General features: G+C 72.7%; 9 protein-coding genes. 2 read left to right on the top strand and 7 right to left on the bottom strand.

Annotated elements, in window-relative coordinates; translation table 11 throughout:
• Nucleotides 1–16: 16 nt before the first annotated feature.
• Nucleotides 17–2,530, bottom strand: coding sequence for a DUF3516 domain-containing protein (locus AB0E05_RS15100; protein WP_361963251.1), 2,514 nt, complete (start codon nt 2,528–2,530; stop codon nt 17–19).
• 169 nt (nt 2,531–2,699) lie between these two features.
• On the opposite strand from AB0E05_RS15100, the gene AB0E05_RS15095 reads away from it, so the two are divergent.
• Complete coding sequence (locus tag AB0E05_RS15095; protein WP_361963249.1) at nt 2,700–3,491, top strand: metal-dependent hydrolase; 792 nt, start codon at nt 2,700–2,702, stop codon at nt 3,489–3,491.
• A 191-nt stretch (nt 3,492–3,682) separates the two neighbouring features.
• Nucleotides 3,683–3,940: a hypothetical protein gene (locus AB0E05_RS15090; RefSeq protein WP_361963247.1), complete on the top strand. Its 258-nt coding sequence runs from the start codon at nt 3,683–3,685 to the stop codon at nt 3,938–3,940.
• 136 nt (nt 3,941–4,076) lie between these two features.
• Here AB0E05_RS15090 and AB0E05_RS15085 read toward each other — a convergent pair whose 3' ends face one another.
• The 6 genes from AB0E05_RS15085 to AB0E05_RS15060 form a co-directional block, all read right to left on the bottom strand.
• Complete coding sequence (locus AB0E05_RS15085) at nt 4,077–5,858, bottom strand: ABC transporter ATP-binding protein (RefSeq protein ID WP_361963245.1); 1,782 nt, start codon at nt 5,856–5,858, stop codon at nt 4,077–4,079.
• 82 nt (nt 5,859–5,940) lie between these two features.
• A complete protein-coding gene (locus AB0E05_RS15080) occupies nt 5,941–7,803 on the bottom strand; it encodes an ABC transporter ATP-binding protein (RefSeq protein ID WP_361963243.1) in 1,863 nt (620 codons plus the stop codon).
• Nucleotides 7,804–8,032: 229 nt separating this feature from the next.
• Nucleotides 8,033–9,496, bottom strand: coding sequence for a Gfo/Idh/MocA family oxidoreductase (locus AB0E05_RS15075; protein ID WP_361963241.1), 1,464 nt, complete (start codon nt 9,494–9,496; stop codon nt 8,033–8,035).
• Nucleotides 9,497–9,685: 189 nt separating this feature from the next.
• The gene (locus AB0E05_RS15070) at nt 9,686–10,090 is read right to left on the bottom strand and encodes a hypothetical protein (RefSeq protein WP_361963239.1); all 405 of its coding nucleotides are present in this window, start codon (nt 10,088–10,090) and stop codon (nt 9,686–9,688) included.
• A 92-nt stretch (nt 10,091–10,182) separates the two neighbouring features.
• Complete coding sequence (locus AB0E05_RS15065; RefSeq protein ID WP_361963474.1) at nt 10,183–13,167, bottom strand: FAD-binding and (Fe-S)-binding domain-containing protein; 2,985 nt, start codon at nt 13,165–13,167, stop codon at nt 10,183–10,185.
• A 171-nt stretch (nt 13,168–13,338) separates the two neighbouring features.
• Entirely contained in the window at nt 13,339–13,788 is a 450-nt protein-coding gene (locus AB0E05_RS15060; protein ID WP_361963237.1) for a MarR family transcriptional regulator, read from the bottom strand.
• Between the last annotated feature and the right edge of the window lie 206 nt (nt 13,789–13,994).

The raw sequence follows: 13,994 nt of genomic DNA, 5'->3' as shown, positions 1-13,994 counted from the left end.
CATGGCCGTCACGTCCTCACAGCTGCCCGACGGACGTGACGCGCACGACCGCCCGGCCCTCTTCGTCGGAGGCGGCGAGGTCCACTTCCGCGCTGATGCCCCAGTCGTGGTCGCCGTTCGGGTCGGCGAAGACCTGCCGCACCCGCCACAGGCCGTGCGGCTCGTCCTCCTCGATCAGCAGCAGCTTGGGGCCGCGGGCGTCGGGCCCGGTGCCCAGCTCCTCGTACTCGTCCCAGTACGCGTCCATCGCCTCGCCCCAGGCGTCCGCGTCCCAGCCGGCGTCGGCGTCCAGCTCGCCCAGCTCGCCCACCTTGTCCAGGGCCGCCAGCTCCACGCGGCGGAACATGGCGTTGCGCACCAGCACCCGGAAGGCGCGGGCGTTCGCGGTGACCGGCCGGACCTGGTCGGCCTTCTCCTGGGCCTCCTCGGCGGTCTCCACCTCCGGGTTGGCCAACTGCTCCCACTCGTCGAGCAGGCTGGAGTCCACCTGGCGCACCATCTCGCCGAGCCAGGCGATCAGGTCCTGGAGGTCCTCGGACTTCAGGTCGTCCGGGATGGTGTGCTCCAGCGCCTTGTACGCGCCGGCCAGATAGCGCAGCACGATGCCCTCGGTCCGCGCCAGCTCGTAGAACGAGGTGAACTCGGTGAAGGACAGCGCCCGCTCGTACATGTCGCGGACGACGGACTTCGGCGAGACGGGGTGGTCACCGACCCACGGGTGGCTCTTGCGGTACACGTTGTACGCGTGCCACAGCAGCTCCTCCAGGGGCTTGGGGTACGTCACCTCCTGGAGCCGCTCCATCCGCTCCTCGTACTCGACGCCGTCCGCCTTCATCAAGGCCACCGCCTCGCCGCGCGCCTTGTTCTGCTGGGCCGCGAGGATCTGCCGCGGGTCGTCCAGGGTGGACTCCACGACCGAGACCATGTCGAGGGCGTACGACGGCGACGCCGGGTCCAGCAGCTCGAAGGAGGCCAGCGCGAACGTGGACAGCGGCTGGTTGAGCGCGAAGTCCTGCTGGAGGTCGACGGTCAGCCGCACGATGCGGCCCTGCGCGTCCGGCTCCGGCAGCCGCTCCACCACCCCGCCGTCCAGCAGCGACCGGTAGATCGCGATGGCGCGGCGGATGTGCCGGAGCTGGTTGCGGCGCGGCTCGTGGTTGTCCTCCAGCAGATGGCGCATCGCGTCGAAGGCGTTCCCCGGGCGGGCGATCACCGACAGCAGCATGGTGTGCGTGACGTTGAAGCGGCTGGTCAGCGGCTCCGGCTCGGAGTCGATGAGCTTCTCGAACGTGGTGTCCGACCAGGCGACGAAGCCCTCCGGGGCCTTCTTGCGGACCACCTTGCGGCGCTTCTTCGGATCGTCGCCGGCCTTCGCGAGGGCCTTCTCGTTCTCGATGACGTGCTCGGGAGCCTGCGCCACGACCAGGCCCGCGGTGTCGAAGCCGGCGCGGCCCGCGCGGCCGGCGATCTGATGGAACTCGCGGGCCCGCAGGGTGCGCACCCGGGTGCCGTCGTACTTGGTCAGGGCGGTGAACAGCACCGTGCGGATGGGGACGTTCACGCCCACGCCGAGGGTGTCGGTACCGCAGATCACCTTCAGCAGGCCCGCCTGCGCCAGCTTCTCCACCAACCGCCGGTACTTGGGCAGCATGCCGGCGTGGTGCACGCCGATGCCGTGGCGGACGTAGCGCGACAGGTTGCGGCCGAACTTGGTGGTGAAGCGGAAGTTCCCGATCAGCGCCGCGATCTGTTCCTTCTCCTCGCGCGAGCACATGTTGATGCTCATCAGCGACTGCGCCCGCTCCACCGCCGCGGCCTGCGTGAAGTGCACGATGTACACCGGCGCCTGCCGGGTCTCCAGCAGCTCGGTGAGGGTCTCCGTGATCGGGGTGCGCCGGTACTCGTACGACAGCGGGACCGGGCGGGTCGCCGAGCGGACGACCGCGGTGGGGCGGCCGGTGCGCCGGGTGAGGTCCTGCTCGAAGCGGGAGACGTCGCCGAGGGTCGCCGACATCAGCACGAACTGCGCCTGCTCCAGCTCCAGCAGCGGGATCTGCCACGCCCAGCCGCGCTCCGGCTCCGCGTAGAAGTGGAACTCGTCCATCACGACCTGGCCGATGTCCGCCTCCTTGCCGTCGCGCAGGGCGATGGAGGCCAGCACCTCGGCGGTGCAGCAGATCACCGGGGCGTCCGCGTTCACGGACGCGTCGCCGGTGAGCATGCCGACGTTCTCGGTGCCGAAGATCTTGCACAGGTCGAAGAACTTCTCCGACACCAGCGCCTTGATCGGCGCGGTGTAGAAGGTGACCTCGTCCCGGGCGAGCGCGGTGTAGTGCGCGCCCGCCGCCACCAACGACTTCCCGGAGCCGGTGGGCGTGGACAGGATGACGTTCGCGCCCGAGACCACCTCGATCAGCGCTTCCTCCTGCGCCGGGTAGAGCGAGATGCCCCGGCCCTCGGCCCAGGATGAGAAGGACTCGAAGAGGGCATCGGGGTCGGCGTCCGGCGGCAGCTGATCGATAAGGGTCACGACCCCATCTTGCCTGCCTTCGGGCCGCGCCTTCACCTCGGTTCGGGATCCGCCCGGCGATCGGAAGATCACGAAAGGTACGCTGACGCGTCAACTGGCTTCACCACAACAGCGACAGCCGTACGCAGGCCACCGGGTGCGCGTGCGGCCACGGGGCGGGGATCACACCATGATGGGACCGGCGCACTCACTCTCCGGGGCGGCGGCTTGGCTCGGGGTGGGCGCGGCGACCGCCGCGGCCGGCCACCCCATGCCCTGGCCGGTGCTCGTGGTCGGCGCGCTGATCTGCGCCGGAGCGGCGCTCGCGCCCGACCTCGACCACAAGGCGGCGACGATATCGCGGTCCTTCGGCCCGGTGTCCCGGACCCTGTGCGAGATCGTCGACAAGCTCTCGTACGCCGTCTACCAGGCCACCAAGAAGCCCGGCGACAAACGGCGCACCGGCGGCCACCGCACCCTCACGCACACCTGGCTCTGGGCGGTGCTGATCGGCGGCGGCACGTCCGCGCTGGCCGTCACCGGCGGCCGGTGGGCCGTGCTCGCGATCCTCTTCGTCCACCTGGTGCTCGCGGTCGAGGGGCTGCTGTGGCGGGCGGCGCGGGTCTCCAGCGACGTCCTGGTGTGGCTGCTGGGCGCCACCAGCGCCTGGATCCTCGCCGGCGTGCTCGACAAGCCGGGCAACGGCTCCGACTGGCTGTTCACCGCCCCCGGACAGGAATACCTGTGGCTCGGCCTGCCGATCGTCCTCGGTGCGATCGTGCACGACATCGGTGACTCCCTCACCGTCTCCGGCTGCCCGATCCTGTGGCCGATCCCGGTCGGCAGCAGGCGCTGGTACCCCATCGGGCCGCCGAAGGCGCTGCGGTTCCGCGCCGGGAGCTGGGTGGAGATCAAGGTGCTGATGCCCGTCTTCATGCTGCTCGGGGGAGTCGGCGGGGCAGCCGCGCTCAATGTGATCTGACGTCCGGGCGCCGCGGGATCGATGCGGAGCGTTCCGGTCCGGGCACGGGAGCGTCACCGCTTCGCCACGGACCCATGCCGGCCGCGCACGGGGCTGGCGCAGGCCGGCACGGGGCCGTACCGTCCCTCCAGCCGCCGCCGTGGCGGCGCCCGCCGCCGCCCGTCGGGCGGCCCGCGTACCCGGGAGTGCCCATGCGCCGTCGCCGCCTCGCCCTGGCCCTGAGCGGCATCACCGCCTCCGCCGTCCTGATCGGCGGCGCGGGCCAGCTCGCCAAGATGGTCGTGCCGGACGGAGCCTCGCGCCCCGCCGCCGGCGAGGTGGCGCCCGTGCTGATCGGTGGCTTCCTCATCGGCGGCGCGGCCCAGTTCGCGACTGAGGACGGCGGGCAGCAGGGCACCCAGGACCGGGTCGTCCTCGCCATGAACAAGGCGGAACTCGTCGGCGCCTGAGCCCCGAGCACGCCCAACCGCGAGCCACACCCACCCGCGCACGCCCGTACCCCACGAAGCGTGCGCCGCACACGGCACGGCCCCGGCGCCTACCGCTCAGGCGCCGGGGCCGTGCCGCCGTCGTACGAGTGCCGGGTCAGCCGTGCCAGGAGCGCCACAGCGCCGCGTACGCGCCGCCGGCCGCCACCAACTCGTCGTGGTGCCCCAGCTCGCTGATCCGGCCGTCCTCCACCACCGCGATCACGTCCGCGTCGTGCGCGGTGTGCAGCCGGTGGGCGATCGCCACGACCGTACGGCCCTCAAGGACCCGGGAGAGCGAGCGCTCCAGATGGCGCGCCGCCCGCGGGTCGAGCAGCGACGTCGCCTCGTCCAGCACCAGCGTGTGCGGATCCGCCAGGACGAGTCGGGCCAGCGCGATCTGCTGCGCCTGCGCCGGGGTCAGCGCGAAGCCGCCCGAGCCGACCTCCGTGTCGAGGCCGTCCTCCAGCGCCCGGGCCCAGGCTTCGGCGTCGACCGCGTCGAGCGCCGACCACAGCTGAGGGTCGTCGGCGTCCGTGCGGGCGAGCCGCAGATTGTCCCGCAGGGTGCCGACGAAGACGTGGTGCTCCTGGTTGACCAGCGCCACGTGCTCGCGGACCCGCTCGGCCGGCATCTGCGACAGCTCCGCGTCGCCGAGGGCCACCCGGCCCGTCCGCGGCCCGTAGATCCCCGCCAGCAGCCGGCCCAGGGTCGACTTGCCGGCGCCCGACGGGCCCACCAGCGCGACCCGGCTGCCCGGCTCCACCGCCAGCGTCACGTCGTGCAGCACGTCCACGCCCTCGCGGTAGCCGAAGCGCACCTCGTCGGCGCGGACCGCGCGGCCGTCGGGACGGATGCGGTCGTCGCCGGCGTCCGGCTCGATCTCCCGCACGCCCACCAGCCGCGCCAGCGACACCTGCGCCACCTGGAGTTCGTCGTACCAGCGCAGGACGAGGCCCACCGGCTCCACCAGCATCTGCGCCAGCAGCGCGCCGGTGGTGAGCTGGCCGATGTCGAGCCAGCCCTGGAGGACGAAGAAGCCGCCGATCAGCAGCACCGAGCCCAGCACCGTGATGTGCGTCGCGTTCACCGCGGGGAACAGCACCGAGCGCAGGTACATCGTGTACTGCTCCCAGGCGGTCCACTCCTTGATCCGCCGGTCGGACAGGGCCACCCGACGGTTGCCGAGGCGGTGCGCCTCCACCGTGCGGCCGGCGTCGACGGTCTCCGCGAGGGAGGCGGCCACCGCCGCGTACCCCGCCGCCTCGGCCCGGTAGGCGGCCGGCGCCCGGCGGAAGTACCAGCGGCAGGCGAAGACCAGCAGCGGCGCGGCGATGACCACCGCGATCGCCAGCGGCGGCGCGGTGACCGTGAGGCCCACGAGCAGCAGCCCCGCCCACACCACGCCGATGGCGAGCTGCGGCACGGCCTCCCGCATCGCGTTCGCGAGCCGGTCGATGTCGGTGGTGATGCGGGAGAGCAGGTCACCCGTGCCGGCGCGCTCCAGGACCCCCGGGGGCAGCCGCACCGACCGCACGAGGAAGTCCTCGCGCAGATCGGCCAGCATCTCCTCGCCGAGCATCACCCCGCGCAGCGCCACCATGCGCACGAACAGCGCCTGGAGCACCAGCGCGATCGCGAACACCGCGACCGTGCGCTCCAGGTGCAGTTCGCGGGCGCCGTCGTCGAGCCGGTCCACGACGGAGCCGAGGAGATAGGGACCGACCATGGAGGCGATCACTGCGATCGCCTGGACCGTGATCAACACGGCGAAGGCGCGTTTGTGCCGCTGTAGCAGCATGCGCACATAGGCCCGTACGGTCGCGCTGCTGCCGACCGGCAGCGTCGTCGCCGACTCGGGGGCCGCCGGATCGTACGCCGGCGGCTTCACCCGGAACATCGTCGCTCCTCCTGAGATTGCGTGCGTGGTGTGGTTGGGAACGGGGGTGTGGGGGAGGTGGGGGGAGAGGGCGACGTCCGGCTCAGGTGGATCCCGTGGTGGCCGGTCGGTCCGTCAGCTTCCGCTCGACCTCGTCGCTGGTCTCCCGGGCGACGACGGCCCGGTAGCGCGGTTCGCTGCGCATCAGTTCGCGGTGGGTGCCCACCGCCGCCACGTCCGCGCCGTCCACCAGGACGACCCGGTCCGCCAGGTCCAGCAGCAGCGGCGACGAGGCGAAGACCACCGTCGTGCGGCCCTTGCGCAGCCGCTTGACTCCGGCCGCGATCCGCGCCTCGGTGTGCGAGTCGACGGCCGACGTCGGCTCGTCGAGGACCAGCACCTCCGGGTCGGTCACCAGCGAACGCGCCAGGGCGAGGCGCTGGCGCTGTCCGCCGGAGAGCGAGCGGCCCCGCTCGGTGATGGGGGTCTCCATCGGGTCGCCGGCGCCGTCCGCGCCCGCGGACGCCTGGGCCAGGGCGCGCAGGACGTCGGCGCACTGCGCGGCCTCCAGGGCGTTCGCCGCGGAGACCTGTCCCGACGCGGGGACCTCCAGCAGCTCCCGCACGGTGCCGGAGAGCAGCACCGGGTCCTTGTCCTGGACGAGGACGGCGGTACGGGCGTGGTCCAGCGGCAACTCGTCCAGTGGGACGCCGCCGAGGAGGACGGACGCGGGGGCCGTCGCGGCGGCGGTGTCGGCGGCGGTGTCGGCGTCGTCGGCGGGATCGGGGTCGTCGGCGTCGGACACCGGGTGGCCGCCGAGCCGGTCCGCGAGCGCACCGGCCGCGTCCGGGTCGCCGCAGACGACCGCGGTCAGCAGGCCCTCGGGGGCGACCAGGCCCGTGTGGGGGTCGTGCAGGTCGCCGGTGGGCAGGTCCCGGGCCGGTTCGGCGGGCCCTGCGGCGGTCGTGTGGGTGCGGCGCAGGGCCAGCACCCGGGCCGCCCGCTTCGCGGACGGCTTCGAGTAGGAGTACGCGAGCGCGATCTCCTCGATGTTGCGCAGCGGGTGCATGGTCAGCAGGACCGCGCTGTACACCGTGACCAGCTCTCCGACGGTGATCTTGCCGTCGAGGGCGAGCTGGGCGCCGTACGCGACCACCGTCAGCATCAGCGCACCCGGCAGCAGCACCTGGACCATGGAGATCACGGACCACATGCGGGCGGTGCGGACGGCGGCCCGGCGCACCTCCTGGGACGCCGTGCGGTAGCGGCCGAGGAAGAGCTCCTCGCCGCCGATGCCGCGCAGCACGCGCAGCCCGGCGACCGTGTCGGACGCCAGCTCGGTGGCGTAGCCGGCCTTCTCTCGCTGGAGGTCGGCGCGCCGGCTGGCGTGCGGCAGCAGCGGCAGCACGGCCAGCGCGAGCACCGGATAGCCGATGGCGACGACGACGCCCAGCGCGGGCTGGTACACCAGCAGGCTCACGGTGACCACGACGAGGGTCGTCGCGGCGGCGGCGAAGCGGGAGAACGCCTCGACGAACCAGCCGATCTTCTCCACGTCACCGGTGGAGACGGCGACCACCTCGCCGGCCGCGACGCGGCGGGTCAGCACCGAGCCCAGCTCCGCGGTCTTGCGGGCCAGCAGCTGCTGGACCCGCGCCGCAGCGGTGATCCAGTTGCTGACCGCGGACCGGTGCAGCATGGTCTCGCCGAGGGCGATGCCGACGCCGAGCAGGGCGATGAGCCCGCCGGCGTACAGGAGCTGCGTGCCGTCCCCGTCCACCACGGCCTGCACGGCGAAGCCCGTCCCGACGGAGAGCGCGGCGATGCAGAGCTGGTTCAGCAGACCCCAGCCGAGCGCTCTGGCCTGGCCGTCCAGCTGGTTCCTGAAGAGCCAGACCATGAAGCGGGTGCCGGACCGTATGTCGGGATCGCCGGGATCTTTGTACGGAAGGTCTTGGATCTGCATGGCGTCCCAGCACGAATCGAAAGTTGGCGCAAACCGTGACAGGTTCGCTCCCCGCGGCCCGGTTGCGCAATCGGTTTTCGGGCGGGCTGTGGACCTTTTGTATGACCAATTGCAGTCGGCCAGGTCAGGGCGGGCGTCAAGGGCGTGTCAGGGGCGCGTCAGGGGTCGTGCGGAGGGGGCGGACGGACCGCACCCGGCGCGGTGCGGTCCGTCCTCTGCGGCCGTTCCCTCACTCCACGGGTTTGGCCGAATCCATTCCCGTCCGTGCCTTGCGCCACTCCCCGCGGGTGAAGTCGGGGATCTCCTGCGGGGCGCCCTGCGCCTTGATCGACGCATGGCTGAGCGGAACGGGCGCCGTCCAGGTCGCCGCGTCGTACACGTCGAAGTCAGGCACGAGCCCGAGCCGCATGCACTGCATCAACCGGAAGATCATCAGGTAGTCCATCCCGCCGTGGCCGCCGGGCGGGTTGGCGTGCTCCTTCCACAGCCAGTGGTCCCAGTCCGCGTACCGGCCGAAATCCCCCCATTGGTGGTTGCTGTGGTCCGGCTCCAGATAGATCCGCGCCGGATAGTCCTCGAAGACGCCCTTGGTGCCGCCGAGGCTGTTGATCCGGCTGTACGGGTGCGGGGTGGACACGTCGTGCTCCAGCCGGATCACCCGCCCCTTCGCGGTGCGGACCATGCTGAAGGTGCGGTCGGCGGAGGTGTACGTCTCCTTGAAGCTCGGGTCGCCCGCGGGCACGTTCGCCTCGCGGTACTCGGCGAGGCCCAGTGCCGGGGTGCCGAAGCTGACGATGCTGACGGCGCGGTCGCCGCGGTTGACGTCCAGGTAGTTGGCGACCGGGCCGAAGGCGTGGTTGGGGTAGAGGTCGCCGCGCAGCCGGGTGTGCCACTTCCGCCGCCAGGGGCCCTCGTAGTAGTCCGGGTCGAACAGCAGGTCGCGCAGGTCGTGGTTGTACGCACCGGCGGTGTGCAGCAGTTCGCCGAAGAGCCCCGCGTGCACCATCCGCAGCACGCGCAACTCGTTCCTGCCGTAACAACAGTTCTCCAACTGCATGCAGTGACGCCGGGTGCGCTCGGACAGGTCGACGAGCGCCCAGAGTTCGTCCAGGCGCATGGCGACGGGACACTCCACGCCGACGTGCTTGCCGTTCAGCATCGCGGCTCTGGCCATGGCGAAGTGGGTCTCCCAGGGCGTGGCCACGTAGACCAGGTCGAGGTCGCCGCGCTCGCAGAGCCGGCGGTAGTCGTCCTCGTCCTTGGCGTAGATCGCGGGGGCGGGCTGGCCGGCCGCCACGACCTTTGCGGCGGCGCGTTCCGCCTTCTCCCGCACCGGCTCGCACAGGGCGACGATCCTGACGCCGGGTTGGGTGAGGAAGATCGGCAGCATGCTGCTGCCGCGGTTGCCGAGGCCGATGATCCCGACCCGTACGGTGCTGCGCCGCTCGAAGGGGACGCCCGCCATCGTGGGGCCCTTGCGCGGGGGAGTGCTCTGCTGTGGCGGCCGGTGGTCGGTGGCGCCGGGCGCGGTCGCGGCGCCCGCGGCCGAGGCCGGTGCGGCGCCGACGGCGCCGAGCGCGAGCCCGGCTCCGGCCACCCCGGCCGTCGTCCGCAGGACGGAACGGCGGCTGGGGGAGACATCGTTGTCGTCGCCGTCTGCGGCGCCGTGGTTCTGTGTGGCTGCGTCGTTCACCGAGCCTCCAGGGGGAGCTGATGGTGCGCGGCTGAAGTTGAACCTCGGTGAGCACGATGGATGGTGGGGCCATTGATGCGCAAGAGGGCGTCTGGGACGGGTGGTCACGGCAGAACGCGAACAGCGGTCGAGGCGCCACCCCAGGGGGGCGCCTCGACCGTGCGCACAGCAGTACCCGACGGGCCCTGTTCAGTAGCCGGGTTCCAGGCGGGCCCGCAACTTCCAGGACGTGACCAGGCCCGAGACGAGACCGGTCGCGGCCAGGGTCCCCAGGGCGATCAGGCCGACGCCGATCACAAAGAGCCCGCTCGCGTCGTCCGACCAGTCGTAGAAGGCGGCGCCGGCCAGCCCGGCGGTGGTGCCGAGCACCGCCGCCGGCACGTACCCCCGCGCAGCCGCCCAGTACACCGGGGCCAGCACGGTGAGGACGAGCCCGATCACCTGCCAGGCTTCGTACGGGCCGGTCGTGGACCCGTCGGGGTGCTGGTCCCGCTGCTGGTCCCAGCCCAGCCAGACGGCCCACGCAGCCACCGCCAGCCCGGTGAGGGCCAGGGTCGTCAACAGATGGTGGATGAGGCGCGTTCGTGTGACCATGCACGCAGTCTTCCGGGCCGGCCGGGCCGTCGTCAGAGTACGGATACTCATCTTTTCCGGCCCGCCGGCCCGCCGGCCCGGCCGGTCTCCGCCTACGCGCGCCCGGTCCGTGCCCCGCCGCCCCGGGTGGCGCGCTCCAACTCCAACAGCACCGAGTGGTACGAGCGGCCGGTGGCCTTGTCCATGCCGATCTCGCACATGCGGTTGGCGCTCAGGTGCGCGTCGAAGTGTCGGGACGTGACCTCCGCCGCCTCCTTGGCCGTCGCCGACTGCGTCAGCTCCTCGTGCAGCATGCCCCGGTCGCCGGCGAAGGCGCAGCAGCCCGCGTCGTCGGGGACCACGACCTCCTCCGCGCACGCCTCGGCGAGGGTGCGCAACTGCGCGGTGTCGCCCAGGTGTTCCATCGAGCACGTGGGGTGGACGACCGCGGAGCCGGTCTTGCGGACCACGGTGAGGTGCGGCAGCAGGTGGTCGGCCGCCCACACCAGCGAGTCGACCACGGTCAGCTCCCGGTGCAGCTCCCGATTGTCGTCGGTGAGGTACGGCACGACCTCGTGCGCGATCCCGAGCGTGCAGGACGAGGCGTCCACCACCAGCGGCAGGGTGCCCCCGGCTGTCCAGCCCCAGGCCGCCTCCACGATGCGGTTGGCCATCAGCCGACTGCCCTCCTCGTACCCCTTGGAGTGCCAGATCGTGGCGCAGCAGGTGCCCGTCACGTCTTCGGGGATCCACACCGGCTTGCCGGCGCGGGCCGACAGCGCGACCACGGCCTGCGGCAGCGAGGGGCCGCGCTGGCCGCCGGCCCGGGCCGGGCCGCGTTGTTCGCCCGGGCCGCCGAAGATGCGGTTGACGCACGCCGGGTAGTACACGGCCGACGCCTGCGACCGCCGGGTGCGGGGCAGTTCGCGGGCCGCTGCCCCCGGGATCTGCGGCAGCCACTGCGGGACCAGGTCGGGCCGCACCGCCTTGCGCGCCAGCCCCGTCACGGACGACAGCAGCCGGTCGCCGACCCGCTCGGCCGCGGCCACCGCGAGCCGCGCCGACGTCTCCACCGCGGCGAAGTGCCGGGCGGTGAGCGCCGCGATGCGCTCCTCCCGGGCGGAGTGGCGGCGGTGGCGCATGTCCTTCATCAGCGCACCGGTGTCGATGCCGACGGGACAGGCGAGCTTGCAGGTGGAGTCGCCGGCGCAGGTGTCGACGGCGTCGTAGCCGTACGACGCGAGCAGCGCGTCCTCGACGGGGGCGCCCTCGGGCTGGCGCATCATCTCGCGCCGCAGCACGATCCGTTGGCGCGGCGTGGTGGTCAGGTCCTGGCTCGGGCAGGTCGGTTCGCAGAAGCCGCACTCGATGCAGGGGTCGGCGACGTCCTCCACCCGCGGGATCGTCTTCAGCCCGCGCAGGTGCGCCCGGGGGTCCCGGTCGAGCACGATCCGCGGTGCGAGGACCCCGTCGGGGTCGATGACCTGCTTGGTGCGCCACATCAGCTCGGTGGCGCGCGGGCCCCACTCCAGCTCCAGGAACGGCGCGATGTTGCGACCGGTGGCGTGCTCGGCCTTCAGGGAGCCGTCGAACCGCTCCACCGTCAGCCGGCAGAAGTCGTCCATGAAGGCGGCGTAGCGGTCGACGTCCGCGGGGCGACCGGCGTCGAAGGCGAGGAGGAAGTGGAGGTTGCCGTGGGCGGCGTGACCGGCCACGGCGGCGTCGAACCCGTGCCGCGTCTGGAGTTCGAGCAGGGCCTCGCACGCCTCGGCGAGCCGTGCCGGCGGCACCGCGAAGTCCTCCGTGATCAGGGTCGTACCGGCCGGCCGGGCGCCGCCGACCGCGGTCACGAACGCCTTGCGGGCCTTCCAGTACCCCGCGATCGTCGCCGCGTCCCGGGTGAACTCGTTGCGTACGGAGGGCACGGGCGAGATCAGCTCCAGCCCCTCGACGACACGGGCCGCGGCCCGCTCGTACGCCTCCTGCCCCGCCCGGTCCGGCGCGCGGAACTCGACCAGCAGGGCTGCGGCCTCCTTGGGCAGCTGCGCCCAGTCGCCGGGGACGCCGGCCACGCTCACGGAGGCGCGCAGGGTGTTGCCGTCCATCAGCTCCACGGCGAGCGCGCCCGCGGCGTTGAAGCGGGGGACGGCAGCCGCGGCTGCGGGCAGGGACGGGAAGAACAGCAGCGCGGTGGAGACCTCCCGGTCCAGCGGCAGGGTGTCGAAGACGACCTCGGAGATGAAGCCGAAGGTGCCTTCGGAGCCGACCATCAGACCGCGCAGGATCTCCACCGGCGTCCGGCCGTCGAGGAAGGCGTCCAGCCGGTAGCCGTTGGTGTTCTTGATCTCGTACTTGGCGCGGATGCGGGCGGTCAGCTCGGCGTCGGCCTCGATCTCGGACTTGAGGGCCAGCAACTGCTCGCACAGCCGCGGCTCCGCGCGCGCCAGGAGTTCGTCCGCGTCCGGGGCCGCGGTGTCCACGACCGTCCCGGACGGCAGGACGAAGGTGAGCGAGGCGACCGTGCGGTAGGAGTTGCGGGTGGTGCCGGCGGTCATGCCGGACGCGTTGTTGGCCACCACGCCGCCGATGGTGCAGGCGATGGAGCTGGCCGGGTCGGGGCCGAGCACCCGGCCGTGGCGGGCGAGGGCGGCGTTGGCGCGGAAGACCGTGGTGCCGGGCCGGACCCGGGCGCGCGCCCCGTCGTCCAGCACCTCGACGCCCGCCCAGTGGCGGCGCACGTCCACCAGGACGTCCTCGCCCTGCGCCTGGCCGTTGAGCGAGGTGCCGGCGGCGCGGAAGACGACGTGCCGGCCCTCGGCGCGGGCGTACGCGAGGACGGCGGAGACGTCGGCGACGTCCTCGGCGATCACGACCACCCGGGGCAGGAAGCGGTAGGGGCTGGCGTCCGACGCGTACTTCACCAGGTCGGAGACCTTCCCCAGCACGTTGTGGGCCTTGTCCGCGCCGAGCAGCCGGGTCAGGTCGTCGCGCAGCCGTTCGTCGGCGCCGTGGGAGAGCTCGTCGGGGACCCGGTCGGCCGCGGGAGTACGGGACTCGTGCGGCCTGAGCGCGGCGGGGTCGGGCTCCAGCAGCGGCAGGCGCAGCTGCGGCAGACGGGGCAGGTGCGGTGCGCGGTGCGGCGGGTGCGCTGCGCGCGGGCGGTGCGGCAGGTCCGGCATGGTCGACGGTCCCCTCTGGGCTGGAGCTGATCGGTGGATCTCCCGGCGCCGTGGCCATCGACCGCGCTGGGAGACCGGCGCGGCCGGGCGTCAGCAGTCCTGCGGCCCCGCGCCGTCGACCAGCGTCGACAGCAGTGCGCCGAACGCCGTGCGCTGCTCGGCGCTCAGGGGGGCGAGGATGTCCTCAGCGGCGGCGCGCCGGGCCGCGCGCAGCGCCCGGAGCGTGGCCCGGCCGGTGTCCGTGAGTTCGATGCGGATCACCCGGCGGTTGTTCGGGTCGGGGGCGCGACGGACCCGGCCGCTCGCCTCCAGCCCGTCCACCAGGCTGGTGACGGCGCGCGGCACCACCTCCAGACGGGCGGCGAGATCGGCCATCCGCGGCGGCTCGTCATAGTGCGCGAGCACCCGCAGCAGTCGGGACTGCGCGGGTGTGATGGCGATCCCGGCTGACTCCAGCTGCCGCTGTTGGCTGCGGTGGAGCCGTCTGCTGAGCCGGAGCAACTGCTCGGCGAGCAGGCCGTCGGGATCGGGTGTGGTCATGCGGGAACAATAACAGGACCTCGTTCATTGTGTACATAGGTAACAGTGAGCTACGCTCGCAAAGCTCGGTCGCGCTCGCGCGCCCGAGGAAGAGCCGGGCCGCGAGGCGGTCGGCACCGTGCAGGACTGAGGAACATCGCAGGACTGACGGACATCGCAGGGCTGAGGAGAGGAAGGTCCCGGAGCCCACGACCCGTGAAGGAGAC

This window comes from Streptomyces sp. NPDC048057 (assembly GCF_040653095.1).
Lineage (GTDB): Bacteria > Actinomycetota > Actinomycetes > Streptomycetales > Streptomycetaceae > Streptomyces.
Note: the sequence above shows the minus strand (reverse complement) of the source record. Positions and strands in the feature narration are given on the sequence as shown.

Coding starts and splice junctions, on each gene's coding strand:
- AB0E05_RS15095 (WP_361963249.1), top strand. CDS start 2,700: ATGATGGGACCGGCGCACTCACTCTCCGGGGCGGCGGCTTGGCTCGGG.
- AB0E05_RS15090 (WP_361963247.1), top strand. CDS start 3,683: ATGCGCCGTCGCCGCCTCGCCCTGGCCCTGAGCGGCATCACCGCCTCC.
- AB0E05_RS15085 (WP_361963245.1), bottom strand. CDS start 5,858: ATGTTCCGGGTGAAGCCGCCGGCGTACGATCCGGCGGCCCCCGAGTCG.
- AB0E05_RS15080 (WP_361963243.1), bottom strand. CDS start 7,803: ATGCAGATCCAAGACCTTCCGTACAAAGATCCCGGCGATCCCGACATA.
- AB0E05_RS15070 (WP_361963239.1), bottom strand. CDS start 10,090: ATGGTCACACGAACGCGCCTCATCCACCATCTGTTGACGACCCTGGCC.
- AB0E05_RS15060 (WP_361963237.1), bottom strand. CDS start 13,788: ATGACCACACCCGATCCCGACGGCCTGCTCGCCGAGCAGTTGCTCCGG.